Source organism: Thalassovita sp. ABM4_323 (assembly GCF_056158665.1).
This window is the reverse complement of the sequence record NZ_JBSWTS010000007.1, coordinates 3,295,949-3,322,521: the sequence shown is the minus strand read 5'-3', so window position 1 is coordinate 3,322,521 and position 26,573 is coordinate 3,295,949. Positions and strand designations below refer to the sequence as shown.

Annotated in this window: 26 protein-coding genes and 1 pseudogene; 14 read left to right on the top strand and 13 right to left on the bottom strand. The window is 61.1% G+C overall.

Features of this window, described 5'->3' with window-relative positions; genetic code table 11:
• Positions 1–51: 51 nt before the first annotated feature.
• From ACXADQ_RS18930 to tldD, 5 genes are all read right to left on the bottom strand, one after another.
• Entirely contained in the window at positions 52–663 is a 612-nt protein-coding gene (locus ACXADQ_RS18930; protein WP_475324933.1) for a 3-oxoacid CoA-transferase subunit B, read from the bottom strand.
• Complete coding sequence (locus ACXADQ_RS18925; protein WP_475324931.1) at positions 663–1,367, bottom strand: CoA transferase subunit A; 705 nt, start codon at positions 1,365–1,367, stop codon at positions 663–665. Before ACXADQ_RS18925 ends, ACXADQ_RS18930 begins: the two co-directional genes overlap by 1 nt.
• A 133-nt stretch (positions 1,368–1,500) precedes the next feature.
• Positions 1,501–4,089 (bottom strand): type I DNA topoisomerase, encoded by a 2,589-nt coding sequence (topA, locus tag ACXADQ_RS18920; RefSeq protein WP_475324928.1) that lies wholly within the window; start codon positions 4,087–4,089, stop codon positions 1,501–1,503.
• A 112-nt stretch (positions 4,090–4,201) separates the two neighbouring features.
• Complete coding sequence (gene dprA / locus ACXADQ_RS18915; protein ID WP_475324924.1) at positions 4,202–5,353, bottom strand: DNA-processing protein DprA; 1,152 nt, start codon at positions 5,351–5,353, stop codon at positions 4,202–4,204.
• Positions 5,354–5,464: 111 nt separating this feature from the next.
• Positions 5,465–6,886 (bottom strand): metalloprotease TldD, encoded by a 1,422-nt coding sequence (gene tldD, locus ACXADQ_RS18910; RefSeq protein ID WP_475324919.1) that lies wholly within the window; start codon positions 6,884–6,886, stop codon positions 5,465–5,467.
• 195 nt (positions 6,887–7,081) lie between these two features.
• Between tldD and coxB the strand changes: the two genes are divergently transcribed.
• The 11 genes and pseudogenes from coxB (at position 7,082) to ACXADQ_RS18855 (ending at position 16,911) form a co-directional block, all read left to right on the top strand.
• Entirely contained in the window at positions 7,082–7,990 is a 909-nt protein-coding gene (gene coxB, locus ACXADQ_RS18905; protein WP_475324915.1) for a cytochrome c oxidase subunit II, read from the top strand.
• Between the two features lie 87 nt (positions 7,991–8,077).
• Entirely contained in the window at positions 8,078–9,016 is a 939-nt protein-coding gene (gene cyoE / locus ACXADQ_RS18900; RefSeq protein WP_475324911.1) for a heme o synthase, read from the top strand.
• Position 9,017: 1 nt separating this feature from the next.
• Positions 9,018–9,185 carry a hypothetical protein gene (locus ACXADQ_RS18895; protein ID WP_475324907.1) on the top strand — a complete coding sequence of 56 codons (168 nt, stop codon included), beginning with the start codon at positions 9,018–9,020 and terminating at the stop codon, positions 9,183–9,185.
• Positions 9,185–9,760, top strand: a complete 576-nt coding sequence (locus tag ACXADQ_RS18890) for a cytochrome c oxidase assembly protein (protein ID WP_475324904.1) — start codon at positions 9,185–9,187, stop codon at positions 9,758–9,760. Before ACXADQ_RS18895 ends, ACXADQ_RS18890 begins: the two co-directional genes overlap by 1 nt.
• Before the next feature lie 23 nt (positions 9,761–9,783).
• Positions 9,784–10,584 (top strand): cytochrome c oxidase subunit 3, encoded by an 801-nt coding sequence (locus tag ACXADQ_RS18885; protein ID WP_475324899.1) that lies wholly within the window; start codon positions 9,784–9,786, stop codon positions 10,582–10,584.
• Positions 10,585–10,680: 96 nt separating this feature from the next.
• A complete protein-coding gene (locus ACXADQ_RS18880; RefSeq protein WP_475324895.1) occupies positions 10,681–11,364 on the top strand; it encodes an SURF1 family protein in 684 nt (227 codons plus the stop codon).
• The gene (gene thrC, locus ACXADQ_RS18875) at positions 11,361–12,749 is read left to right on the top strand and encodes a threonine synthase (protein ID WP_475324891.1); all 1,389 of its coding nucleotides are present in this window, start codon (positions 11,361–11,363) and stop codon (positions 12,747–12,749) included. The genes ACXADQ_RS18880 and thrC overlap by 4 nt, the downstream gene beginning before the upstream one ends.
• The gene (locus tag ACXADQ_RS18870) at positions 12,746–14,008 is read left to right on the top strand and encodes a M16 family metallopeptidase (RefSeq protein WP_475324887.1); all 1,263 of its coding nucleotides are present in this window, start codon (positions 12,746–12,748) and stop codon (positions 14,006–14,008) included. The genes thrC and ACXADQ_RS18870 overlap by 4 nt, the downstream gene beginning before the upstream one ends.
• Positions 14,008–14,598, top strand: coding sequence for a GNAT family N-acetyltransferase (locus ACXADQ_RS18865; protein ID WP_475324882.1), 591 nt, complete (start codon positions 14,008–14,010; stop codon positions 14,596–14,598). Before ACXADQ_RS18870 ends, ACXADQ_RS18865 begins: the two co-directional genes overlap by 1 nt.
• A 45-nt stretch (positions 14,599–14,643) precedes the next feature.
• Positions 14,644–15,465, top strand: a complete 822-nt coding sequence (locus ACXADQ_RS18860) for an MBL fold metallo-hydrolase (RefSeq protein WP_475324878.1) — start codon at positions 14,644–14,646, stop codon at positions 15,463–15,465.
• 31 nt (positions 15,466–15,496) lie between these two features.
• Positions 15,497–16,911 (top strand): annotated as a pseudogene (locus ACXADQ_RS18855) (FAD-binding oxidoreductase).
• On the opposite strand, the gene ACXADQ_RS18850 reads toward ACXADQ_RS18855, so the two are convergent.
• Positions 16,908–17,555 carry a tetratricopeptide repeat protein gene (locus tag ACXADQ_RS18850; RefSeq protein WP_475324874.1) on the bottom strand — a complete coding sequence of 216 codons (648 nt, stop codon included), beginning with the start codon at positions 17,553–17,555 and terminating at the stop codon, positions 16,908–16,910. The pseudogene ACXADQ_RS18855 and the gene ACXADQ_RS18850 overlap by 4 nt on opposite strands.
• Positions 17,556–17,621: 66 nt before the next feature.
• Positions 17,622–18,161 carry an adenine phosphoribosyltransferase gene (locus ACXADQ_RS18845; protein WP_475324869.1) on the bottom strand — a complete coding sequence of 180 codons (540 nt, stop codon included), beginning with the start codon at positions 18,159–18,161 and terminating at the stop codon, positions 17,622–17,624.
• A 323-nt stretch (positions 18,162–18,484) separates the two neighbouring features.
• On the opposite strand from ACXADQ_RS18845, the gene ACXADQ_RS18840 reads away from it, so the two are divergent.
• A complete protein-coding gene (locus ACXADQ_RS18840) occupies positions 18,485–18,667 on the top strand; it encodes a hypothetical protein (protein WP_475326107.1) in 183 nt (60 codons plus the stop codon).
• A 12-nt stretch (positions 18,668–18,679) separates the two neighbouring features.
• Here ACXADQ_RS18840 and ACXADQ_RS18835 read toward each other — a convergent pair whose 3' ends face one another.
• The 3 genes from ACXADQ_RS18835 to ACXADQ_RS18825 all read right to left on the bottom strand — a co-directional run bounded on the left by ACXADQ_RS18835 (position 18,680) and on the right by ACXADQ_RS18825 (position 20,857).
• A complete protein-coding gene (locus tag ACXADQ_RS18835; protein WP_475324865.1) occupies positions 18,680–19,309 on the bottom strand; it encodes a LysE family translocator in 630 nt (209 codons plus the stop codon).
• Positions 19,310–19,314: 5 nt separating this feature from the next.
• Complete coding sequence (locus ACXADQ_RS18830; RefSeq protein ID WP_475324860.1) at positions 19,315–20,187, bottom strand: S-methyl-5'-thioadenosine phosphorylase; 873 nt, start codon at positions 20,185–20,187, stop codon at positions 19,315–19,317.
• A 61-nt stretch (positions 20,188–20,248) separates the two neighbouring features.
• The gene (locus ACXADQ_RS18825) at positions 20,249–20,857 is read right to left on the bottom strand and encodes a flavin reductase family protein (RefSeq protein WP_475324857.1); all 609 of its coding nucleotides are present in this window, start codon (positions 20,855–20,857) and stop codon (positions 20,249–20,251) included.
• 109 nt (positions 20,858–20,966) lie between these two features.
• Here ACXADQ_RS18825 and ACXADQ_RS18820 point away from each other — a divergent pair, with 109 nt between their 5' ends.
• Together ACXADQ_RS18820 and ACXADQ_RS18815 are read left to right on the top strand one after the other, a co-directional pair.
• Positions 20,967–21,455, top strand: a complete 489-nt coding sequence (locus tag ACXADQ_RS18820; protein WP_475324854.1) for a GNAT family N-acetyltransferase — start codon at positions 20,967–20,969, stop codon at positions 21,453–21,455.
• A gap of 54 nt (positions 21,456–21,509) precedes the next feature.
• Positions 21,510–22,286, top strand: a complete 777-nt coding sequence (locus ACXADQ_RS18815) for an EcsC family protein (RefSeq protein WP_475324850.1) — start codon at positions 21,510–21,512, stop codon at positions 22,284–22,286.
• On the opposite strand, the gene ptsP is transcribed toward ACXADQ_RS18815, so the two are convergent.
• The 3 genes from ptsP to ACXADQ_RS18800 all read right to left on the bottom strand — a co-directional run bounded on the left by ptsP (position 22,283) and on the right by ACXADQ_RS18800 (position 26,553).
• Positions 22,283–24,529 carry a phosphoenolpyruvate--protein phosphotransferase gene (gene ptsP / locus ACXADQ_RS18810; RefSeq protein ID WP_475324846.1) on the bottom strand — a complete coding sequence of 749 codons (2,247 nt, stop codon included), beginning with the start codon at positions 24,527–24,529 and terminating at the stop codon, positions 22,283–22,285. The genes ACXADQ_RS18815 and ptsP overlap by 4 nt on opposite strands.
• A 375-nt stretch (positions 24,530–24,904) precedes the next feature.
• Positions 24,905–26,143: an aspartate kinase gene (locus tag ACXADQ_RS18805; protein WP_475324842.1), complete on the bottom strand. Its 1,239-nt coding sequence runs from the start codon at positions 26,141–26,143 to the stop codon at positions 24,905–24,907.
• Between the two features lie 146 nt (positions 26,144–26,289).
• Positions 26,290–26,553: a hypothetical protein gene (locus tag ACXADQ_RS18800; protein WP_475324839.1), complete on the bottom strand. Its 264-nt coding sequence runs from the start codon at positions 26,551–26,553 to the stop codon at positions 26,290–26,292.
• Between the last annotated feature and the right edge of the window lie 20 nt (positions 26,554–26,573).

Sequence of the window (26,573 nt, the reverse complement as noted above, 5' to 3'; positions counted from 1 at the left end):
CATTGGGCCGGGTCTCTGATTTCGAAGGCTCGGCGTTTAGACGATGGTCGCCTAAGTCGCCGCGCGCAGCTCTTCTTCGGTGACACCGTCAGCGGTTTCGACGATCTTCAGACCGCCCTCGACCACGTCCAGCACACCCAGGTTGGTGATGATGCGATCCACCACCGATTTCCCGGTCAGTGGCAGGGTGCATTCTTTCAGAACCTTGGAATCGCCGTGCTTGTTGGTGTGATCCATCACGACGACCACGCGGCCAACACCGGCCACCAGATCCATCGCGCCGCCCATGCCTTTGACCAGCTTGCCAGGGATCATCCAGTTGGCCAGGTCGCCGTTTTCGGCCACTTCCATGGCGCCCAGGATGGCCATGGCGATCTTACCGCCGCGGATCATCGCAAAGGACTGCGCGCTGTCAAAATACGCGGTCTGAGGCAGCTCGGTGATGGTCTGCTTGCCGGCGTTGATCAGGTCGGCATCCTCTTCGCCCTCATAGGGGAAGGGGCCCATGCCCAGCATACCGTTTTCCGATTGCAGCGTGACCTCGACCCCCTCGGGGATGTAGTTGGACACCAGCGTCGGGATGCCGATGCCGAGGTTCACATACCAGCCATCTTGCAGTTCCTGAGCGGCGCGGGCCGCCATTTGGTTCCGATCCCAAGCCATTATGCTTCCTCCCGCTTGCGCACGGTGCGCTGTTCGATACGTTTTTCGTGCTCGCCCTGAATGATGCGGTGCACATAGATGCCGGGCAGGTGGATCGTGTCGGGATCCAGAGAGCCGGTGGGCACGATTTCCTCGACCTCGACCACGCAGACCTTGCCGCAGGTGGCGGCGGGCAGGTTGAAGTTGCGCGCGGTCTTGCGGAAGATCAGGTTGCCGGTTTCATCCGCTTTCCAGGCCTTGACGATGGCCAGATCGGCGAAGATGCCTTCCTCCAGGATGTAGTCCTGACCGTCCCAGGTTTTCACGTCTTTGCCCTCGGCAATCACGGTGCCCACGCCGGTTTTGGTGTAGAAACCGGGGATGCCTGCGCCGCCAGCGCGCATACGCTCGGCCAGGGTGCCTTGGGGGTTGAATTCCAGCTCCAGCTCGCCGCTCAGGTACTGGCGCATGAATTCTGCATTCTCGCCCACATACGAGCTGATCATCTTCTTGATCTGCTTGGTGTCCAGCAGTTTGCCCAGACCAAAGCCATCAACGCCACAGTTGTTCGACGCGATGGTGATATCCTTGACGCCGTCTTCTACCATTGCGTCAATCAGCAGTTCCGGAATGCCGCACAGGCCAAAGCCCCCTGCGGCGATCAGCATGCCGTCCTCCAGCAGCCCGTCCAGGGCCTCGGCGGCGTTTGCGTAGACTTTTTTCATGGATGTCTCCCTCAAACCCAAAATGACAGCGCGTCCGGGACATGCCCCGGCGTCGCGCATTGGTCTGAGGCGGTTCTACGCGCAGAAACTACGTAATCCAATACGTAGAAATACCAGAGATCGTCAGAATCCCTTAGTCCTTGGCCTTCGCTTTGGTGGTTTTGGCCTTGGTGGTCTTCGCCTTGGTGGTCTTGGCTGGGGCCTTCTTTTTCGCGGCGGTTTTGCGGGCGGGCTTCTTCTTGGCAGCTTTTTCCGCGATCAGCGCGACGGCCATTTCCATGGTGACATCTTTGGGGTCGGTGTCCTTGGGCAGGGTGGCGTTCACCTTTTCCCATTTCACATAGGGGCCATAGCGCCCCTCCATGATGTTCACCGGCCCGCCCAATTCTGGATGTTCGCCCAGTTCCTTCAGCGCCTTGGCGGCTGCGCCTCGTCCCCGGCCCGGGTTCGCGCGCTTTTCAGCCAGCATTTCGACGGCGCGATTCATGCCCAGTTCGAACACGTCGGCCGGGTCCTTCAGGTTCACATAGACAGGTTTGGCATCCTCGGGACCCTTGTGCATCACGTAGGGGCCAAACCGGCCAAAATTGGTGCTGACCATGCCGCCATCGGGGTGATCGCCGATCTCGCGCGGCAAAGACAGCAAGGTCAGGGCCTTGTCCAGGTCCATGTCATCCTTGTTCCAGCCGCGGGGCAGAGAGGCACGCGGGGGCTTCTTGTTCTCGGGCGTAGGTTCGCCCCGCTGGACATAGGGGCCAAAGCGCCCGGCCTTCAGCCAGATCTCATCGCCCTCATCCTCGCCCAGCAGACGCTCATCACCATCCGCACCTTCGCCCGCGATCGGGCGGGTGTAATTGCATTCGGGATAGTTGCCGCAGCCGACAAACCCGCCGGTACGCGAGGTTTTCAGGTGCAGCTGCCCGGTGCCACACTTGGGACAGACACGCGGATCGCTGCCATCTTCGCGCGGGGGGTACAGCTGCGGGGCCAGGGCCTCGTCCAGGATATCCAGCACCTCGGCGATGCGCAGATCACTGGTTTCGGCAATCGCGGCGGAAAAATCACGCCAGAATCGGCCCAGCACATCCTTATAGTTCCGATCCCCGGCCGAGACGTCATCCAGCTCTTCTTCCAAATTCGCGGTGAATTCGTAGCCCACGTATTGGCGGAAGAAGTTCAGCAGGAAAATCGTAACGATTCGGCCCTTATCCTCGGGGAAGAGGCAATTCTTGTCCTTGCGGACATATTCGCGGTCCTGGATCGTGGTGATCACGCTGGCATAGGTCGACGGACGGCCGATACCCAGTTCTTCCATCTTCTTGACCAGCGTGGCCTCGGTATAGCGGGGCGGGGGCTGGGTGAAGTGCTGCTCGGGGCTGATCTTGCGTTTCTCGGCGGGTTCGCCCTGCATCAGCTGGGGCAGGCGCTTGTCATCGTCATCCAGAACCGAATCGTCGCGGCCTTCTTCGTAGACGCGCAGGAAACCGTCAAACAACACCACCTGACCGGTCGCGCGCAGGCCGACCTGACCGTCATCGCTGGCGATGTCGACGGTGGTGCGCTCCATGCGGGCGGCCTCCATCTGACAGGCAATCGTGCGTTTCCAGATTAGATCATACAGCTTTTTCTGATCGGCCTCGGTCAATTTCAGGCTGTTTGCATCGCGGGTCATATCCGTCGGGCGGATACATTCGTGCGCTTCTTGGGCGTTTTTGGCCTTGTTTTTGTAGATGCGCGGGCTAGCGGGCACATATTCGGCGCCATACCGATCTGAGATCGCGTCGCGGGTGGCGCCGACGGCCTCGGGGGCCATGTCGATGCCATCGGTCCGCATGTAGGTGATGTATCCTGCCTCGTACAGGCGCTGAGCGGCGCTCATACATTGGCGCGCGCCCATGCCGAATTTGCGGCTGGCCTCTTGTTGCAGGGTCGAGGTCATGAAGGGCGCGGCAGGGTTGCGGCTGGCGGGCTTGGCCTCGACCGATTTGATCGTCAGATCGCGGCTGTTGATCGCCTGGACGGCCAGTTCCGCCTGCGTTTCATTCTCGATCGAATATTTGTCCAGCTTGTCCCCGGCCAGAACGGTCAGGCGGGCCTCGTATTCCTGACCGCGGGGCGAGGCCATCAGCGCCTTGACCGACCAGTATTCGCGCGGATTGAACGCTTCGATTTCCATTTCGCGCTCGACGATCAGGCGCAGGCAGACCGATTGCACCCGGCCCGCGCTGCGAGCACCGGGCAGTTTGCGCCACAAAACAGGGCTGAGGTTGAAGCCCACCAGATAATCCAGCGCCCGGCGCGCCAGGTAGGCGTCGACCAGCGGCTGGTCGATCTCGCGCGGGTTTTGCATAGCCTCGGTCACGGCCGATTTGGTGATCGCGTTGAAGACCACACGGCTGACCGGCGTGTCTTTCTTGATGGCGCGGCGCTTGCGCAGAGTCTCTTCCAAGTGCCAGCTGATCGCCTCGCCCTCGCGGTCGGGGTCAGTCGCCAGGATCAGGGAGTTGTCTTGTTTCAGGGCGTCGGCGATGGCTTTGACATGCTTGCGGCTGTCTGTGCCGACCTCCCAGGTCATGTCGAAATCCTGTTCGGTGTCGACCGAGCCGTTCTTGGCGGGCAGATCGCGGACATGCCCGTACGAGGCCAGAACCGTGTAGTCGGAACCCAGATATTTGTTGATTGTCTTGGCCTTTGCAGGGGATTCGACAACGACAACTGGCATGGAATTTCCTTTCAACTCGCACCTCGGCTTATGGCGGCGGAAAATGTGGGTCGAACGGGGGGTTTGTCAATGCATTGAAAACGCGGGTCGTGGTCGCACCTTCGGTGCGCAGTTATGGCACCAGTGACAAAAGCCCCCCCGGTTGGCGCAGAATCTTGCCATCCAGTTCCAGATCGGTCAGCGCCGGGCCAACGGTGCGGGCGCCCCCCCCCAGGTCGCGGATCAGCTGATCCTCGGCCATGGGCGAGGGGCCCAGACGCTGGAGGATTTGGCTGTGCAGCTGCGCCGTGTCCCTGAGGCTGCGTGTGCGTTTTGGTGTCGGATCTGGCGCAGGTTGCAGGGCCAGTTCTGGCTGCACGGGTGTTGCTTCGACCGGTGGCAGAGATTCGATGACGTCTTCGGCTGTGCGCACCAGACGGGCGCCATCGCGGATCAACATGTTGCAGCCGGCGGCGCGGGCATCAAAGGGATGGCCGGGCACGGCCATCACCTCGCGCCCTTGGTCCAAAGCGTTTTTCGCTGTGATCAGGCTGCCCGATTTCGCGGCAGCCTCGACCACGATCAGGCCCTGCGCAAGACCCGAGATAATCCAATTCCGGCGCGGGAAATGGCGCGCCTGTGGTGAAAGGCCAAAGGGTTGTTCAGACAGACGCAGCCCCGTCTTGACCAGATCTTCACCCAGACGCGTGTTCTCGGCCGGATAAATGACATCTGCGCCCCCGGCCATGACGGCGATGGTGCCGATTTCCAAACTGGCGACATGGGCGGCCGTGTCGACGCCGCGCGCCAGCCCGGAAACGATGCTGTAGCCATGTCGGGTCAGGTCCTTGGCCAGGGCCTTGGCCATGCGCGTCCCCAAAGAGGAGGCATTTCGTGCGCCAACCATTGCGATCAACGGGCGGTGCAGGACCTGCATATTGCCGATCGCCCACAGAAAGGGCGGGGCGTCGCTGATTTGCGCCAGCGCGGCGGGATAGTCGGGTGCGCCATGGCAAATCATATGCGCCCCGGCGGCGCGGGCGGCCTTTAGCTCGGCCCAGGCGACACCTTCGGGGCAGATTTCGTAATTTTCGACACCGGCGGCCTTGGCGACCTCGGGCAAAGCTGCCAGTGCCGCCCCGGCCGAGCCATGTTCGCTCATCAATCGGTGAAAGGTGGCCGGGCCAACCCGGCGGGATCGCAAGAGGCGAAGCCACGATACCCGCTCATCTTCCGTGGTGGGTGGGAGTGGGGGGTGAGTGGAAGGATGAATGTGTTTGGTCATCGTCGCCTCGCCGTCTTGCAGAATCAGGTTTAGCGGCAAGGCGGTTAATGGCGGGTAAACCAATATCCGATGTTCAGCTTATTCGCGTCGGATCACATCCTTTCCGTTAGGTCAGGTCGCAGCACCCCCGACGGTCAGGCCTCCGATCATCACGGTCGGCTGGCCGACACCCACGGGCACCCACTGGCCTTGTTTGCCGCAATTGCCCAGGCCGGGATCCAGCGCCATGTCATTGCCAAGCGCGCGGATCTGTTTCAGTGCGGTCGCGCCGTCTCCGATCAGGGTCGCACCCTTCACTGGTGCGCCGATCTGGCCGTTTTTCACGCGATAGGCCTCGGTACAGGAAAACACGAACTTGCCGTTGGTCACGTCAACCTGTCCGCCGCCAAATCCGACCGCATAGATACCATCCTTGAGGTCAGCCACGATCTGAGCCGGGTCCGCATCACCGCCGGTCATATAGGTGTTGGTCATCCGCGGCATGGGGATATGGGCAAAGGATTCTCGTCGGCCGTTGCCCGTGGGCTCGACGCCCATCAAGCGAGCGTTCTGGCGGTCCTGCATAAAGCCGACCAGTACGCCGTCCTCGATCAACACGTTTTTTCCCGAAGGTGTGCCCTCGTCGTCGAAAGACAAAGAGCCGCGACGGTCGGGAATCGTGCCATCGTCCAGCACGGTGACCCCCTTGGCGGCCACTTGCTGGCCCAGCAATCCGGCGAAAATGGACGCGCCTTTGCAATTCGCGTCGCCCTCCAGCCCGTGCCCCACGGCCTCGTGCAGCAGGATGCCGGGCCAGCCGGGGCCAAGCACCACGTCCATCACGCCCGCCGGGGCAGGCTCGGCCGATAGATTGACCAGGGCGATCCGCAGGGCCTCGCGGGCTTTGTCCTGCCAATCGGCCGGATCCAGCAAACCGTCCAGGCCAACACGCCCGCCGCCACCCGCCGTGCCGGTTTCGCGCCGCCCGTCCTGTTCGACGATGATCGAGATATTCACCCGCGTCATGGGGCGCACATCGCGCAGATGCGTGCCCTCGGGGCGCAGGATTTCGACCTCTTGCAACGATGCCGCGATCGAGGCGCTGACCTGCACGACGCGTTTGTCCAGTCGGCGGGCAAAGGCATCCATCTCGCGCAGGGTGTCCAGTTTCACAGGGAATGACACCCCGCTGATGGGATCGGAATCAGTGTACAGGCGCGCATTGGTGGCGCTGGGGGGCAGGGCCATCGTGCCGCCGCCATCCCCTACGGCCAGACGGGTGGTGGCCATGGCGCGTCGCAGGGCTGATTCTGAAATTTCGGTGGAATGGGCGTAACCGGCGACCTCGCCATGTACAGCACGCAGCCCGAAGCCTTCGGAGGCATCATAGCTGGCCGTTTTTACCCGACCATCGTCGAATACGATGGCCTCAGAGCGGCGCCGTTCCAGGAAAAGCTCGCCATCTTCGGCCCCTGACGTGGCTTCTTTCAGTAATTCAAGGGCTTTGTCCTGATCCAGCGACTGCTCGAACGGGCGAAAAGGAGTATCGCTCATATCTGTTTTTCCTGTCTTTTCAGCGGCGGCGATTTGATCTAAATCAAAAAAAGCGTCCGTTTGCCGCAAGCGCCATTGTTGTTCTGCGACATAGAATATGGTTTCTAGCGGCGACAAAACAACGGGTTTTGCCCTTTGGGCCGAATTCGGCGTCTATAGATGAACAATACACACCTCAACCGATCAGGGTGACATATGAAACTGAAATCCAGCCTACTGGCGGCAGCAGCAGCCATTACCGCGACCCCGGCCCTTGCCCAGGACGTGGAAACCATTGGCAAACCGCAACCTGGCCTGTTGGGCTTTCAGCCTGCCGCAACCGAACTGGCGCGCGACCTGCAGGCGCTGGACCATCTTCTGCTGGTGATCATCACCGCAATTACCCTGTTCGTGGTTGCCCTGATCGCGATCGTGATCGTGCGCTACAACCGCCGCGCCAACCCGACCCCGGCGACCTTTACCCACAACTCGCCGCTGGAAATCGCCTGGACCGTCATTCCGATCGTGATCCTGGTGTTCATCGGGGCGTTTTCGCTGCCGGTTCTGTTCAAACAGCAGGAAATCCCCGAGGGCGACATCCACATTAAAGTCACCGGGTACCAGTGGTACTGGGGTTATGAATACACCGACCATGACTTTGCCTTCGACAGCTACATGATTGGCCAGCCCGCCACCATGGACGACGAAGACGAAGCCGCCGGTGCCGTTGCATATGTGAACAGCGACGCGATGAAGGCCAAGCTGAAGCGCCTGGGCTATAACGAAGATGAATTCCTGCTGGCCACCGACACTCAGGTCGTGATCCCGGTCAACAAGGTTGTTGTCATGGACGTGACCGGCGCGGACGTGATCCACTCGTGGACCATCCCTGCCTTCGGCGTCAAGCAAGACGCCGTGCCTGGCCGGATCGCCCAGCTGTGGTTCAAAGCCGAGCAAGAAGGCATTTACTTTGGCCAGTGTTCCGAGCTGTGCGGCAAGGACCACGCCTACATGCCGATCACCGTCAAAGTCGTGTCGCAAGAAGCCTATGAAGCATGGCTGGACGGCGCCATCGAAGAGTATGCCGGTACCCCGCGCACTCTGACCGTGGCTTCGGCCAACTAAGGATCGGATCGCGCCCCTTTAGGGGGCGCATCCCCTCGACTACCCACTGACTGGCGGCGCTACATGCGCTGCGGCTGAAGGCAAACCATGAGCGACGCAAGCATCAACACCGAAACCCAGACAGGCGAGGCCGGTTTCCGCGATTATTTCGCGCTGCTGAAGCCCCGAGTGATGTCGTTGGTGGTGTTTACCGCCCTTGTTGGCCTGCTGGCTGCGCCGGGTGGCGTGCATCCCTTTATCGCCTTCTGTGCCGTGCTGTTCATCGCCGTTGGTGGCGGTGCCTCGGGCGCGCTGAACATGTGGTGGGATGCGGATATCGACCGTGTGATGAAACGCACGACCTCGCGGCCTATCCCTTCGGGGAAAGTGACCGGGGATGAGGCGCTGGCGATTGGCCTGACCCTGTCGGTGTTTTCCTGCATCATGCTGTGGCTGGCCACGAATATCGTGGCAGGCGCGCTGCTGGCCTTTACCATCTTCTTCTACGCTGTCGTCTATACCATGTGGCTGAAGCGCTGGACCCCGCAGAACATCGTGATCGGTGGCGCGGCCGGTGCCTTCCCTCCGATGATCGGCTGGGCGGCTGTGACCGGCGGCATCAGTGTCGAATTGGTGCTGATGTTCATGCTGATCTTCATGTGGACGCCCCCTCATTTCTGGGCGCTGGCGCTGTTCATGAACTCGGACTACGAAAAAGCGGGCGTGCCCATGCTGACCGTGACCCATGGCCGCCGTGTGACACGCAATCATATCCTGGTCTACACCATCCTGCTGGCCCCCATCGCGATTGGCGCGGGCCTAACCTCGATCGGTGGACCGATCTATATGACTGTGGCCGTGGTTCTGAACGTTTTGTTCCTGCTGGGGGCCGTGAAGATCTGGCGCCGCAAGGAAGAGCAGGCGCAGGTCGACAAATACCGGATTGAGAAATCCTTCTTCGGGTTCTCGCTGATGTATCTGTTCCTACATTTCGGCGCGATCCTGGCCGAAGCCGCCCTGAAACCCTATGGTCTGGGGGGCTGGTAAGATGGGTATCCAAGTCGAACACGAGCTGCACAAACGCCGCTTTGGTCGCAACGTTGGCGTGGGCCTGGTGCTGGTTGCCTTTATCGGCATCGTCTTTGGCCTGACCGTTGTCAAAGTCACCACCGGTGGGCTGGGTCCGAAACCCGCCGCACAGGAGGCGCAGAACTGATGGCCATGGAAGGCAAACAGAAAACTGTCGTTCAGCTGGTCGCCGTGGTGATTACCATGGGTGCGCTGGCCTGGGCTTCGGTGCCTTTCTATGACTGGTTCTGCCGTGTCACCGGCTTTGGCGGGGTGACGCAGACCGCGCAGGCGGGCTCGGACACGATCCTGGACCAGACCATCAAAGTCCGCTTTGACGCGTCCAAAGAACGCGGCATGCCGTGGGAATTCAAGCCGGTTCAGCGCGAGATGGAGATCCGCCTGGGTGAAACCGGTCTGGCCTTTTACGAGGCCTATAATCCCACCGATCATCCGGTTGCCGGGCAGGCGTCCTATAATGTGGCCCCCTATGCGGCTGGGTCCTATTTCACCAAGATCGACTGTTTTTGCTTCACCGAGCAGGTGCTGCAACCGGGCGAACGGGTGATGATGCCGGTCAGCTTCTACGTGGACCCCGAGATCCTTGAGGACCGCGAGGGCAAATACCTGTCCAGCATCACCCTGTCTTACACCTTTTACGAAATTGACGTGCCAGAGCAGCATGCTGCACTCGACACTGACACGTCCAACACCCTAAACTAAGAGCCTCCAACGAGGGAAACGCGATGGCGCACGAAAAAAACCACGACTATCACATTCTGCCCCCAAGCCTGTGGCCCCTTTTGGGCGCTCTGGCGGGCTTCATCATGCTGTTCGGCGCGGTGATCTATTTCCACACTGAATTGCCCTGGATGCTGCTGATCGGCTTTGTTGGCGTTCTGTATGTCATGTTCGGCTGGTGGGCCGAAGTGGTGAACGAAGGCGAAACCGGCGACCACACCCCGGTTGTGAAAATCGGCCTGCGCTATGGCTTTATCCTGTTTATCATGTCCGAGGTTATGTTCTTCTCGGCTTGGTTCTGGAGCTTCTTCAAGCACGCCATGTACCCGATGAGCGAAAACAGCCCCATGGTCGATGGTGTCTGGCCCCCCGCTGGCATTGAAACCTTTGATCCCTGGCACCTGCCGCTGATCAACACGCTGATCCTGCTGTGCTCGGGCGCGGCAGCTACCTGGGCACACCACGCGATTGCCCATGAAAACAACCGCAAAGACATGATCAACGGTCTTGCGCTGGCGGTGGCTCTGGGTCTGATCTTCACCGTGTTCCAGGCGTATGAATACAGCCACGCGGCGTTCGGTTTCTCGGGCAACATCTATGGCGCCAACTTCTTTATGGCGACCGGCTTCCACGGCTTCCACGTGGTCGTCGGCACCATCTTCCTGTTCGTGTGCATGCTGCGCGCGATCAAGGGCCACTTCACCCCCGAAGCCCACGTTGGTTTCGAGGCCGCGGCCTGGTACTGGCACTTCGTTGACGTTGTCTGGCTGTTCCTGTTCGCAGCTGTCTACATCTGGGGCGGCTAACCGCACCGGTTTGAGGTTGAAAAACCGACGATAAACGGCAAAAAGCAAGGCGCACGGGGAACCCCTCGTGCGCTTTCGTTTGTAAAGGGCCACGCGATGCGGCGTATCCTCATTCCTTTGGTGTTCGGGCTGATGGGCGCGGCGATCCTGGTGTCGCTGGGCCTGTGGCAGCTGCGCCGCCTGGACTGGAAGGAAACCATCCTGGCTCAGATCGAGGCGCGCATTCACGCCGCCCCCGTGGCCTTGCCCGCGCAGCCCGATCCCGAGGACGACCGGTTTCTGCCCGTCGCTGTCACTGGCGACATTCTGGGCCCCACCATCCGGGTGCTGGTCAGCCAGAAAACCCAAGGCGCCGGGTATCGCCTGATCAACGCGATGGATCTGGGGGGGCGCACGGTTCTGGTGGATCGCGGCTTTGTCCGGCTAGAGGCCGAGCCACCCCAACCGCCCTTTGAAAATGTCACCGTCACCGGAAACCTGCACTGGCCGGACGAGCACGACAGCTTCACCCCCGAAAACGATCGCACCGCCAATATCTGGTTCGCCCGCGAGGTGGACGTGCTGGCGCAGGCGCTGAACACCGATCCCATTCTGGTGATCGCCCGCGAAACCTCTTATGACGATGCCCCGGTCTCACCCTTGCCGGTGGGGGTCGAGGGCATCCCGAACGACCATTTTGGCTATGCCGTGCAATGGTTCGGGCTGGCCGCCGTGTGGACGGCGATGTTGGGCCTGTTCCTGTGGCGCCAAAGGAAACCCGCGAAAGGGAAAGAACAGTGAAATACGTATCGACACGGGGTCAGGCCCCCGTCCTGAATTTCGAAGAGGCGATGCTGACCGGGCTGGCCCGTGACGGTGGCCTGTATGTCCCCGAAACCATCCCCACGATGACGAAGGATGACATCGCGGCGCTATCCGGCCTGTCCTACGAAGAGTGTGCCTTTCGCATCATGCGCCCCTATATCGGCGACACCTTCACGGATGCCGAGTTCAAAGAGATCATCGCCAGGGCCTATGCGGGTTTCGGCCACACCGCGCGTGCGCCGATGGTGCAGCTGGACACCAATCACTTCCTGCTCGAACTTTTCCACGGCCCCACGCTGGCGTTCAAGGATTTCGCAATGCAGCTGATCGGCCAGCTGTTCCAGGCCGCGCTGAAACGCAACGGCAGCCGGGTGACCATCGTGGGCGCGACCTCGGGCGATACTGGCTCGGCCGCGATCGAGGCCTTCAAGGGGCTGGACGCCGTCGATGTGTTCATCCTGTTCCCCAATGGTCGTGTCTCCGAGGTGCAGCGCCGCCAGATGACCACCCCATCCGAGGCCAACGTGCACGCGCTGGCGGTCGAGGGCCATTTCGACGATTGTCAGGCCCGCGTGAAGGACATGTTCAACGATTTTGACTTCCGCGATGGGGTGAAATTGGCGGGCGTGAACTCGATCAACTGGGCGCGGGTGCTGGCGCAGGTTGTCTACTATTTCTATTCCGCCGTGGCCCTAGGCGCGCCGGATCGCAAGGTCAGCTTCACCGTGCCCACCGGCAACTTCGGCGACATCTTCGCAGGCTATATCGCGAAACGCATGGGGCTGCCGATTGACCGTCTGGTGATCGCGACCAACCAGAATGACATCCTGCACCGCTGCCTGAGCACTGGCGAATATCGCCCCGATGGCGTGATCCCCTCGATCAGCCCGTCGATGGATATTCAGGTGTCCTCGAACTTCGAACGCGCGCTGTTCTATGCCTATGGTCAGGATGGCGCAGCCGTCAGCCAGCTGATGGACGAGCTGAAAAACGGCGGCTTTACCGTCAGCCAGGGTGCGTTGCAGACGCTTCAGGAACTGTTCGATTCCGGCAACTGCTCGGAAGCAGAAACCAGCGCGACCATCACCGACATGTTCGCCACCACCGGCGAGCTGATGTGCCCGCACACAGCTGTGGCCGTGAAGGTGGCCAACGAGCAGCGCCAGGCCGACGTTCCGATGATCACCCTGTCCACCGCGCACCCCGCGAAATTCCCGGCTGCGGTGAAAGAGGCCACCGGCGTGCATCCGGACTTGCCAGCGCGCATGGGCGACCTGTATGAGCGTGCGGAACGGGTGACCGAGATCAGCAATGATCTGGACGCCCTGGAATCCCTGATCCGCGAGCGTATCCAGAATTGACGGTCCAACTGCACACCCTGTCCAACGGTTTCCGTATTGTCACTGAACATATGCCGGGGCTGCAATCGGCCTCGATCGGGCTGTGGGTTTTGGCTGGGGGCCGCCATGAACGGGTCGAACAGAACGGGATCGCGCATTTCCTGGAACACATGGCGTTCAAAGGAACCAAACGGCGCAGCGCTTTGCAAATCGCCGAAGCGATCGAGGATGTGGGCGGCTATATGAACGCCTATACCTCACGCGAGGTGACGGCCTATTATGCCCGCGTGCTCGAGGCGGATGTGCCGCTGGCGCTGGACGTGATTTCGGACATCGTGCTGAACCCGGTGTTTGACCCGCATGAGATCGAGGTCGAGCGCGGTGTGATCCTTCAGGAAATCGGGCAGTCTTTGGACACGCCCGATGACATCATCTTTGACTGGCTGCAGGAAAAGGCCTATCCGGATCAACCGCTGGGTCGCACCATTCTGGGCCCGGTGGAACGGGTCAGCGCCTTTGCGCGCGAGGATCTGGCAGGTTTCGTGGCAGAACAATATGGGCCGGGTCAGATGATCCTGTCTGCCGCCGGTGCCGTGGATCATGAGGCGCTGGTGCGCGAGGCAGAAGCCTTGTTCGGCCATCTGTCCCCGCTGGTCAATGTTGCGCCCATGCAGGCGCAGTTTCACGGGGGCGAGACACGCACTGAAAAGGCATTGGAACAGGCGCATTTTGCGATCGGGTTCGAAAGCCCGAATTACGGGGATGCCGCAATCCACGCCGCGCAGATCTATGCCAACGCGCTGGGGGGCGGCATGTCCAGCCGTCTGTTCCAGGAAATCCGCGAAAAACGTGGGCTGTGCTATACGATTTTCGCGCAGGCGGGGGCCTATTCTGACACCGGCATGATGACGGTCTATGCGGGGACATCTGCGGATCAGTTGGCCGAATTGTCCGTGGTGACGCTGGATGAAATGAAGCGCGCAGCCGAAGACATGAGCGACGAAGAGGTCGCCCGCGCCCGTGCGCAGATGAAGGCGGGTCTGCTGATGGGATTGGAGAGCCCCTCGAACCGGGCGGAACGTCTGGCGCGGATGGTGCAAATCTGGGGCCGGGTGCCTGAGCTGGACGAGGTCGTGCGCAAGATCGATGCGGTCAGCACGCAGGATGTGAAAACCTTTGCCGAGGTCATGGCCGTGCAAGCCCCGGCCGCGCTGGCGCTGTATGGTCCGGTGGGCAAAGCCCCTACGCTGGAGGAGCTTCAGGAAAGGCGCGCCGCCTGATGCTATTGCCCAAGCGCAAGGTTCGGATTGAAACCGAGCGGCTGACATTGCGGCCGCCGACTTATTCGGATTATCGCGATTGGTCCAGTCTGCGCCTGGAAAGCCGCGCCTTCCTTCAACCGTGGGAGCCAACCTGGGCGACCGATCACCTGACGCGCAAGGCTTTTTCGAACCGGGTGCATTGGGCACAGCGGTCGATTTCTAACGGCTCGGCCATGCCGCTGTTTTTGATCCGGCGCGAGGATCAGGCTTTGATGGGGGCCATCACCCTGGACAATATCCGCCGTGGGCCCGCACAGGCCGGGACACTTGGATATTGGGTGGGCCAGCGCTTTGCCCGGCACGGATATATGCGCGAAACCATTCTGGCCGTCGTCCATCATGCGTTCCGCAAAATGGATCTTAGCCGGATCGAGGCCGCCTGCCTGCCGGAAAATGTCGCCTCGCGCGGGGTGCTGGAAACCTCGGGGTTCAAATACGAGGGCGTGGCGCAATCCTATCTGCAAATCGATGGTCGCTGGCGCACGCATGTGCTGTATTCCAGCCTGCGGATGGACCGGCGCGGCCGCACGGATGTCGGACAGGCGTGACTGTTGGCCCGGGCGCGCTAGGTTTGCGCGCAGGAGGTACTGCCGATGATCCGTTTCGCCCTTGTTTTCCTGTTCCTCAGCAGCGCCGCACTGGCGCAGGAACCGCGCCAGCCCAGCCATTGCATTGCCATCGCAGACGCCGCGCCGGGCCTTGAATACCTGCACAAAGCCAGTTTTCGCGATCCCTTGCCGGACTACACCGTGCGGATCAGCTATCTGGCGCATGCGTCCTTTTTGATCCAGTCGCCCGTTGGGGTCTCGGCCGTGACGGATTATACCGGGTTCATCGGCAACACGGATTTCATCCCCGATGTGGTCACGATGAACCACGCGCATGACACCCACTGGACCCCGTTTCCTGACCCGGCCATCCGCCATGCCTTGCCGGGCTGGGGGGCGTTTGGCGAAGGCATCGATCATTACCTGACCGTTGGCGACATGCTGATCCGCAACGTGTCCACCGATATCCGCAGCAGCTTTTCGGGGATCGAGCCCGAGGGAAATTCGATCTTTGTGTTCGAGGTTGCAGGTCTGTGTATCGGTCATCTGGGCCACCTGCATCACGAACCGGACCCGGCGCAGTTTGCGGCCTTGGGGCGTCTGGATGTGGTCATGGCCGCGGTGGACGGGGGGATGACGCTGGATCTGCCCACGATGATCAAAGTGCTGAAGCGTCTGCGCTCGTCCGTGGTGATCCCCATGCACTGGTTCGGGGATTTCACGCTGGAACGGTTCCTGGACGGGATGGAGGACGAATTCGACGTGCGCCGAACCTCGGACAGCGCGGTCGAGCTGTCGCTGCGCAGCCTGCCGGATCGCCCGACCGTCATTGCTCTGCGCCCGCGCTTGTTGCGTGACCCGGACTAGACTGTCAGCCCGGGCGTGATATGGATTTGGCATGACTCTGAATGATGCCTCACCCGCCTTCCTGGACGCCCTGACCCGGGCCTTGCCTGCCAAAGTGCTGCGTCCGGTCGCGCCTCGGTATTTGGAAGAACCCCGTGGCACCTGGGCAGGGCAGGGGGCGATCGTCGCCGCGCCCTCGACGACCCAAGAGGTCAGTACCATCCTGCGCATGGCAAATCAGGCGCGCGTGGGCGTGGTGCCCTATGGGGGCGGGACAGGTTTGGTCGGCGGGCAGGTCATGCCGGATGGACCGCAACCGATCCTGCTGTCGTTGGAGCGGATGACCAAAATCCGCGAAACACTGCCCACGGAAAACGTGATGATCACCGAGGCCGGGGCCATTCTGGAGGATATCCACACCGCAGCCGAGGCGGTGGATCGCCTGTTCCCCTTGTCCATTGCTGCCAAGGGCTCGGCCCGGATCGGGGGAATTTGTCGACCAATGCCGGGGGCGTGAACGTGCTGCGCTATGGCAACGCGCGCGAGCTGTGCCTGGGGCTGGAGGTCGTCCTGCCCGACGGGCAAATCCTGAATAATCTCAGCCGGTTGCGCAAGGACAACACCGGCTATGATCTGCGGGACTTGTTCATCGGGGCCGAAGGTACGCTGGGTGTGATCACCGCCGCCGCGCTAAAGCTCAGCCCGATTCCGGCGGGGAACGGAACCGCGTTGATGGTGGTGGACAGCCCCGCCGCTGCGCTGGATTTGCTGGCCCTGGCGCGCGGTCAGCTGGGCGAGGGCATCAGCGCGTTTGAACTGATCCATCGCACCGGGTTGGAATTCCTGGCCGAGGCCTTGCCCGACCTGCGCCAACCCTTTGACACGCCGCCCGAGTGGTTCGTTCTGATCGATGTGGGCCTGGCCCAGGGGTTGGTTTCGTCACAGGCGCTGGAGGCTTTGTTCGTGGACGCCTTTGCGCGAGGTCTGGTCAGTGACGGCGTAATCGCCCAATCCGAGGCGCAGCGAACCGCGTTTTGGGAAGTGCGGGAACAAATCCCGACCGCAAACCGCGCGATCGGGGCGGTGTGTTCGCATGATATCTCGGTGCCGCTCAGCCTGATCCCCGAATTCATTGCGCGCGGGACCGCCACGATTGCCGAAATGGGGCCGTTCAGGATCAACTGTTTTGGCCATCTGGGCGATGGGAACCTGCACTATAACGTGTTCCCCCCGAAGGGCGGGCACAAATCTGATCACGCCGCGCAAAAGGCCGACATCAGCCGCGCCGTTCATGACCTGGTGCATCAGCTGGGGGGCTCGTTCAGTGCGGAACATGGGGTTGGACGGCTGAAGGTCGCGGATCTGGAGCGCTATGGCGACCCGGTGAAACTGGCGCTGATGCGGCGGGTGAAGCAGGCATTTGACCCCAACGGAATCATAAATCCCGGCGCGGTGTTGCGCGGCTAAAGACAGCCTGAATTGCCATATTCCGCGCAAGTATCGGCAAAGGCGCGCGCGCGTTCCAAGGCGTCGGCGGACATCTCGGCGCGCATCCTGTCCAGAAAGGCGACGGATTTTTCATATCCCTGCGCTGCGGACAGGCTGATCCAGGCATAGGCCTTGGCGGTGTCCTTGGGGAATTGCTCGCCAAAGTACAGGAACTGCCCGAACACATATTGGCCGCGCGGGTCGCCCAGAACGGCGGCGCGCTGATAAAACACCGAGGCCATCGCTCGGTCCATCGGGATACCATCCCCATGGAAATGCATGTCGCCCAGATACATCAGCGGCGGGACATAGTCATTTTGCGCGGCTTTCAAATACCAGTCGACGGCGGCCGGTTTGTCGGGCGCACCGCCATAGCCAAACTGCAAGTAGACACCATAGCTGTGCTGGCAGGTGTCTTTGCCCGCCTCGGCGCAGCGTTTGAACCAGTGCCGCGCCGTTTCCTGATCCTGCGGAACCAAGGTGCCGTGATGGTGTATCAGGGCCAGCTTTTCCATCGCATCGACATCACCGGCCTCGGCCGCCTGGGTCAGTTGCGTTGGGGTCATGGCGGTGCCGACCGCGGGCAACGCCAAGAGCATGAGAAGAGCGAGAAAGAGACGCATAAAATCACCTGTCTGAAATCGCGCCCAACCTAGCGCGATTTTGTCAGGGCGTCATCTGGCGGGGCGTCACAATCCCTCGAAGGCGCACAGAGCGTGGACCTCCATGCCCATACCCTCCAGCCGCTTGCGTCCGCCCAGATCTGGCAAATCAACCACAAAAGCGCAGCCAACGATTTGCCCGCCCAGTCGTTCGACCAGCTTGATCCCGGCCTCGGCAGTGCCGCCGGTGGCCAACAGGTCGTCGACGACCAGAACGGTCTCGCCCGCTTCGATCGCGTCGTCATGCACCTCGACAATCGCCTCGCCATATTCCAGTTTGTATTCTTCGCTGATGGTGGTGTGGGGCAGCTTGCCCTTTTTGCGGATCGGCACAAAGCCCGTGCCCAGCTGGTGCGCCACGGCCCCGCCCAGGATAAAGCCGCGCGCCTCGAGTCCCACAACCTTGTCGATGCGCTGTCCGGCATAGGGGTGCAGCAACTGGTCCACGCACATGCGAAACCCCCGCGGATCGGCGAACAGGGTGGTGACATCGCGGAACATGATGCCCTCGTGCGGGAAATCGACGATGGTGCGGATATAGTCGCGAACGGATTTTTGGGGTGCCATGGTGCCCTCGGATGTATTGCCTGGGCATAGGTTTGGCGGATGGGGGTGGCTTGGGCAAGCCCGAAAGAAAAAACCGCCCCGTTTCTGGGGCGGTCTTTTATCAGGTGATCAGCGGTCGTTCGAAAAGAACCGATAGAACCGAGAGGGCAACCAACGGACATGTGGCTTGCGCCAATCCATCCGGTCACGCACGAGCATTGATTTCGCGGCCTGTAACGTCATTTCCTCTTCCCTTTTTCTTGTTTTTGCCGCAAGAAGATTGTGCAGCAATTGGATATATAATGTATATACACTTGCTGTACGGAAAGTCAAGTGGGATGGGGATGCCTGCCTTGGGTAAGAAAGACTCGAAAAAATCGGGCAAGAAAGACAGCCAGCTGGTGTTGCGCCTGGACAAGGAAGAGCGCGACGCTTTTGTCGAGCTGTGCAAGGACATGGACACCAGCGCCGCCCGCGAAATTCGCGGCTTTATCCGTAAGTTCATGAAAGAGAATGGCGACGACTAAGGCCGCCATTCTTCAGGTCGCGCGGCGCAGCGTGGCCGTCAGCACACCCATACCGATCAGCGTTACGCCGCCCAAACGGGTCAGCCCTCGCAGAACTGCGGGTCGACGGATGCGTTCGCGTAGCTTGTCGGCCAGCAGGGCATAGGCCAGCGCGTTCAAGGCGGCCAGGCCGACGAAAGTTGCGATCATGATGGCAAATTGCGGCATCAACGGCGCAGCCGGGTCCACGAATTGGGGCACGAAGGCGATGAAGAAGCCGATGCTTTTGGGGTTCAACGCGGTGACGATGGCGGCATGGCCAAAGACTTCGCGCGCGGCACGCGGCGGGGCATTGCCCAGCTGACCCAGCTCGGCCTGTCCGGCGCTGCGCAGCATCTTGATGCCCAGCCAGACCAGATACACCGCCCCCACCCATTTCAGCACGCTAAACGCCAGCGCCGAGGTCAGCACGATCGCCCCCAAGCCCAGCAAGGACGCGGTCATCGCGATCAGATCGCCCAAGGCCACCCCGGTGGCCGAGGCCACGGCCACGCTGCGCCCCTGGCTGAGCGCATAGCTGAGCACCAGCAGGATCGTGGGGCCGGGGATCAACAACAATGCGGTCGAGGCCGCGACGAAAGTTAACCAAAGTTCAAATGCCATGACACCTATCCCAATACGCGGCCAGCGACCGCATCCAGCTTGGCCATCACCGCCGGATCCCGTTTTTCCGGGGCGGTCAGGATGGCGAATTCCAACGCGCGGTCACAGCCATGCGGGCAGGGGTCGCGTTCCTTGCCCAACAGGGCGGGCAGGCGTTTCACCAGCGCGCGGCCCTTGTCTGCATTGCCCATCAGCGTGGCGATGATGTCCGAGATATCGACCTCGCCATGCTCGGGGTGCCAGCTGTCATAATCGGTGATCATCGCAACCGAGGCATAGCAAAGCTCGGCCTCGCGGGCCAATTTGGCCTCGGGCATGTTGGTCATGCCGATCACGTCGCAACCCCAGCTTTCGCGATACATCTTGGATTCGGCCAGGGTGCTGAATTGCGGCCCTTCCATCGCCAGATAGGTGCCGCCCTTGTGAACGGTGATCCCGGCATCGGTGGCGGCGGTGAAGCAGGCCTCGGACAGGCGCGGGCAGGTGGGATGGGCCACGCTGACATGGGCGACACAGCCCGTGCCAAAGAACGATTTCTCGCGCGCGAAAGTCCGGTCGATGAACTGATCGACGATCACGAAATCACCCGGCGCCATTTCCTCTCGGAACGAGCCACAGGCGGACACGGCCACCACATCCGTTACGCCCAGTCGTTTCAGCGCATCGATATTGGCGCGGTAGGGCACGGTGGTGGGCGAATGCACATGTCCGCGCCCATGACGGGGCAGGAAACACATCTTCACGCCATCCAGCGTGCCCGTCAGAATCTGATCCGACGGCTCGCCCCAAGGCGTTTGCACGCTGACCCATTCAGCGTTTTCCAGCCCCTCGATTTCATAAATCCCCGATCCGCCGATCACACCGATTGTCGTTTGCATGGATGCCTGTCCCTCGTTGTTTCCGAAAAAGTGGCGCAACCGGGGTCAAGCTGCAAGGCACTTATTTGTCATCCGGCCGCGCAAGCGAGAAGACCTCGCGTATAGTGGCGTAATCGCGGTAGCCCAGACGCGAAAGTGGGTTAAATTTGGTCACATCAAAGATGCCGTCGACCAGGCAGGTGTCATCGATATAGACCCCGGTGACCTCGCCCAGGACCAGCCGGTTGTTTTTGCCTTCCAGCTCGATGATCTGGGACAGTTTGCATTCCAGCACTGCGGGGGCGGCGGCCACATAGGGGCAATCAATCGTGCGGCACTGTGCTTTTTCCAGACCGGCGTGATCGAATTCATCCTGATCCGCCGGCAGGGTTTGCGAGCTGGCATTCATGGCGTCCCGCAGCGCATAGCTGACGACGTTCAGGGCAAAGACGCCGGTCTCGCGGATATTGCTGACCGTGTCCTTGGAATCGGCCTGATCCTCTTTGGTCCCGGTCGAGGCAAACATCACCTGCGGCGGGGTATAGGCGACCGCGTTGAAAAACGAATAGGGGGCCAGATTGTCCACGCCGTCTTTGCCACGGGTCGATACCCAGCCAATCGGGCGCGGGGTCACGATTGCGTTGAAGGGGGTGTGTGGCAGGCCGTGGCCGTCCTTGGGTTCGTAAAACATCTGCCCGTGTGTCCTTTGATCCGTCGCGGTTTGGCGTTTGTCACAGACCTAGCGCCGTGTTAGGGCCGTTTCCACTGGAATTTCAGCAAGGCAAGGACCAAACCGGCGAATGTTCACCCTGACCGAGGAAACGCCCAATGATTGGTGGGAGGTCGAAGCCCTGTACGACCTATGTTTCGCGCCGGGGCGGACGGCCTTGTCCTCGTATCGCTTGCGCGAGGACGTGCCCCCCGTCGAGGGGCTGTCCATCGTCGCGCGCGATCCTGATGGGATTGTCGGAGGCGCAATTCGTTTCTGGCCGGTGCAGATCGGCGCGCATACGGCCCTGTTGCTGGGGCCCGTCGCGGTGCACCCGACCCGTCAGGGTGAAGGGCTGGGCGCGTTGCTGATCCATGACAGCCTGGAGCGCGCGCGCGCCCTGGGCTGGTCGCGGGTGATGCTTGTGGGGGACGCGCCCTATTATCGGCGTTTTGGATTCGAGCGTCTGGAAAATGTGGAAATGCCGCCTCCGACCAACCCGGATCGGGTGCTGGGGCAGGCGCTGACCCCCGATGCCTGGCGCGGCGTTTCGGGGCGGGTCCAGCGGATCAACGCTTGAAATCCGGGCTGAAGGCCCCGATGTTAAAGGGGTAAACTTTACAGGGTGGCCCCATTGAACCAGATTTTTCTGTCCGAACCTGCAAAACCCGTCGATCTGGACGCCGAGCTGGAACAGCTTTCGCGTCGCTACCAGTCGGCGGGCGGTGTCGGGATTCAGGTGCTCAACATGATCGGAGGGCAGGCCGACAGCCTGCTGGATCGCCTGCCCGAGGGCGTGCGCGTGCGCCTGGAAGACGGCACCGTCAAAGCGCTGAACGTGGCGATGAAGGCGGCGCATGGATCGCGTGGGGTGATCGGCGACCAACCCGCTTGGCTGAACACCGCCGTGGCCACCGCAATGGGTGCGGCTGGCGGGTTTGGCGGTTTGCCGGGGGCGCTGGCGGAACTGCCTGTCACCACCACCATTCTGCTGCGCACCATTCAGGACGTGGCCGTCGAACATGGCTTTGATCCCGAGGCCAAGAATGTGCAGTTCGATTGTATCCGCGTGCTGTCGGCTGCGGGTCCGCTAGAGGAAGACGACGGCGCGGATCTGGCCTTTTTTGCGACGCGGGCCAGCCTGCAAGGTGTTGCGGTGCAAACGCTGATTTCGCGCGTGGCACCGCGCTTGGCCACCGTTCTGGGGCAAAAGCTGGCGGCGCAAACGGCGCCCGTTTTGGGGGCCGTGGCCGGGGCGGCGACCAACTATGCCTATACCAGCTATTATCAGCAGATCGCCCACGTGCATTTTCGCATTCGGGCCCTGGGAATCGAGGCCGATTGCCCCGAAGAAGAGCTGCGTGAAGCCCTGCGCCAGCGCGTCGCGCTGCCGGGCATTCGCCGCGCCTAATCCACGTTGCGCAGATACTCCATGACGGCCGGGCGCACCGTTTGTTCCCCGCTTTCGCAGGCGGTGTGAATCACGTCGCGTAGCTCGGTCAGATTGATCCGGCGCAGCATGTGTTTCACCGGCCCGATCGAGGCTGGGCGCATCGACAGCATCTTGAACCCCAGCGCGGCAAAACAGGCAGCCTCGACGGGTCGGCCTGCATCCTCGCCGCAGAAACTCAGCGCGGTGTCCGAGGCTTCGCACCGTTTGACGATCTGTTCCAGGAAGGTCAGAAAGCTGACATTCAGCGTATCATAGCGGCGCCGCACCCGTTCGTTTTCGCGATCAGCCGCAAAGAAGAACTGTTTCAGATCATTGCCCCCGATCGACAGAAACTCGACGTCCCGATAAAACTGGTTCGGAGCAAAGGCCAACGAGGGCGTTTCCAACATGGCCCCGATCTCGAGCTTTTCGGGCAGGGGGTGGCCCAGTTTGCTCTCGCGGGCGATGGCATTGTCGATTTCGGCCTTGGCCGCAGTGAATTCTTCGTATTGCGCGACAAAGGGGAACATCAGCGACAGCGGACGCCCATTCGCGGCCCGGATCAGCGCCTGCAACTGCATCCGCATCACGCCCGGTTTATCCAGACCCACCCGGATCGCCCGCCAGCCCAGAGCCGGGTTCGGTTCGTCATTGGGCTTCATATAGGGCAGCACTTTGTCCGACCCGATATCCAGCGTTCGGAACACCACCCGTTTGCCATTGGCCGCATCCAGAACACGGGCATAGAGCGCGGCAAGCTCGGTCCGCTTGGGCATCTTGTTGCGCACCAGGAATTGCAGCTCGGTGCGGAACAAGCCCACGCCTTCCGCCCCCGAGCCCTCGAGGCTGGGCAGATCTGCCATCAGTCCGGCGTTCATGTGCAGCGCGATAACCTGCCCGCATTTGCTTTGCGCGGGTTCATTGCGGATCGAGCCATAGCGTTCCTGCGCATGGGCCTGCATGGCAATTTTGTCGCGAAACGCCGTGACGACGGTGTCGTCAGGGCGCAGATGCGCGATGCCTTGATCGCCATCCACCATGATATGGTCGCCATTCAGCGCCTCGGTGGTGATGCGGTCGGCATGGATGACCAGCGGAATGGCCAGCGCGCGCGCAACGATGGCGGCGTGGCTTCCGACCGAGCCTTCCTCAAGCACGATGCCCTTCAGGGTGCGGCCATAATCCAGCAGCTCGGCGGGGCCGATATTGCGCGCAATCAGGATCGGGTCGGCCGGCATATCAGCCCCGGTTTCCGTCCCCTGGCCAGTCAGAATGCGCAGCAGCCGGTTGGACAGATCGTCCAGATCATGCAGCCGGTCGCGCAGATAGGCGTCGTTCACCTGACTCAGGCGGGCACGAGCGGTGGACTGTTCCTTTTCCACGGCGGCCTCGGCGGACAGACCCCGGCTGATGTCTTCCTCCATCCGGCGGGCCCAGCCCTTGGAGTTGGCGAACATCCGATAGGCTTCCAGCACCTGGGTTTGTTCGGTATCGCCCGAGGTCGACGCGCCCTCGAGCAGCTGATCGACGCTGATGCGCAGCTGATCGACGGCGGCCCGCAACCGTTCTAGTTCTTTGTGCGGGTCTTCGGCGATAGGGTTGGTGATCACAACGCGGGGTTCATGCAGCCAGACATGGCCCTCGGCCGCGCCTTCCTGGCCGGTCGATCCGCGGAACATTTCGGATTGCTGGTGGCGCGCGCCCATCGCGGCATTATCGCCCACGAAAGCGCCCAGCTCGGTCATTTCGGCCAAAACCATGGCCACGACTTCCAGCGCATAGACCTCGTCGGCCGAGAACGTCCGCGCCTGTTTCGACTGCACGACCAGAACGCCCAGTGTTTCGCCCAGGCGCTGCACGGGAACCCCCAGGAAGGACGAGTAAATCTCTTCGCCGGTTTCGGGCATATACCGGAAACCCTTGGCGCTGGGGGCGTCGGCCTCGTTCACGACCAGACCGGTGCGGGCGACGCGGCCCACCAGGCCTTCGCCCAGCTTCAGGCGGGTTTTGTGGACAAATTCGGGGTTCAGACCCTCGGTGGCGCACAGTTCCAGCGTTTCATCATCGCGGAACAGATAGATCGAACACACTTCTGTTCCGATGGAATTGGCGATCAGATGCGTGATCTTGTCCAGACGCGTCTGGCCCGCGCTTTCCTCGGCCATCGCACTGCGAAGCCTGCCGAGCAGCTTGCGGCTTTCACTTTCCGTTGTCTCGGTCATGCCGTCGACTGTCCCAATGATCCGATGCAGAGAGGTTTACCCTGCAATTTGTTTCAACGCGTTATAGAGCACAACGCAGCCAGAAGGAAAATGCAATTAATTGAGTGGGTACGATTTTTGCGAAAATGGGCGCAAAAACGGAACTAAATTGCGCATATGGGTTCTATGGTTGTGTTGACGTTCTTTTCTCAAGCGGTAATGCATCTTAAAATAGAATACAATCCGATTTCATCGCGCTTTCTTGGGTCTGATTGTCTGTATCCGTTCAAAGATATTCAGGCCAGCAACCGCGGGGTCTGTCAATTCTGTTTGTCGCAAAAACAAAACCGGAGGAATGATTTCCCCCGGTTTGGATGAACAGCTAAGCAGCGTGGCTTATGCAGATTTTTCCAGCTCGAACGCGTCATGCAGCGATTGCACGGCCAGTTCCATGTATTTGCGATCGATCAGAACCGAGATCTTGATCTCGCTGGTGGCGATCACCTTGATGTTGATGCCTTCGTCCGACAGGGTTTGGAACATTCTGGCGGCCACGCCCGATTGGCTGCGCATGCCGATGCCAACGGCGGACACTTTGCACACCTCGGTGTCGGCGATCAGCTCGGCAAAGTTGATGTCCCCCGAGGCCTTGGCCTCGTCCAGGGCCTTTTGCGCACGCAACACCTGATCGGTGGGGCACGAGAAGGTCATGTCAGTGCGGCCTTCTTCGGCGATGTTCTGGATGATCATATCCACGTTCACGCCGGCCTCGGACAGCGGGCCGAAAATGGCGGCGGCAATGCCGGGGCGGTCGGCGACGGAAACGAGGGTCATCTTGGCCTCGTCACGCGAATAGGCGATGCCGGATACAGGGCGGTTTTCCATGACTTCCTCCTCGGCACAGACAAGCGTGCCGGCTTCATCAGACGGTTCTTCGAAAGAGCTGAGCACGCGCAGTTTCACCTTATAGCGCATGGCCAGCTCGACCGAGCGGGTTTGCAGGACTTTGGCGCCCAGCGAGGCCAGTTCGAGCATTTCCTCGAACGAGATCTTATCCAGTTTGCGGGCCTTGGGGCTGATCCGCGGGTCGGTGGTGTAGACGCCATCCACATCAGTGTAGATGTCGCAACGCTCGGCCCCGAACGCGGCGGCAAAGGCCACGGCGGTGGTGTCGCTGCCGCCACGGCCCAGCGTGGTGATCCGGCCCTCGGGGGAAATCCCCTGGAACCCCGCCACAACGGCCACACGCATCCCTTCGCCGAACTTGGCGTTGATATTGTCGGTGGGGATCTCTTCGATCCGGGCCGAGCTGTGCGCGTTGTTGGTTCTCACCGGCACTTGCCAGCCCTGCCAGCTGCGCGCGGGCACGTCCATTTCCTGAAGGGTCAGCGCCATCAGGCCAGCGGTGACGTTTTCGCCCGAGCTGACGATCGCATCGTATTCACGCGCGTCATACAGCGGCGAGGTTTCGTTCACGAAGCCCACCAGCTTGTTGGTTTCGCCTGACATGGCCGAAACGATGACGATCACGTCATAGCCCTTGGCCACTTCCAATCCGACGCGCTTGGCGGCGCGTTTGATCCGGTCCAGCGTGGCGACGGAAGTGCCGCCGAATTTCATCACGAGAACGGGCATGGTCAGTCCTTGTTCCTTGGTTCAGCGCGAAGTAACGGTTTGCGCGCCCAAGAGCAAGAATACATTGGTGTCGCAGGCTCAAATCTGAACGAAAAAGGGCAATCAGATATCTGATTGCCCCTAAATAAATGCGATCTCACAGAAGGTTAGAAATCAGGTTTCTGTGTTTTGTATTTCGAGTCCAGGATCAGGAAGTTCTCGCGACCGCCCGGGCCCTTTTCGATTGTCGCCCATTTGCCGCCCTTCTTTTTCGCTTTGACGGTGCATCCGCCGCCCGTACAATTGATCCGCAGCTTGGTGCCGTCATCATATTTATGAACCGAATTCCCCGCTGCGGCGACGCCGGGCACACTTGCCAACGACATCGAAATCGCGGCCAGAATAGCAATATTTTTTGTCGCTTTACTCAACACACGCACTTGAGACTCCT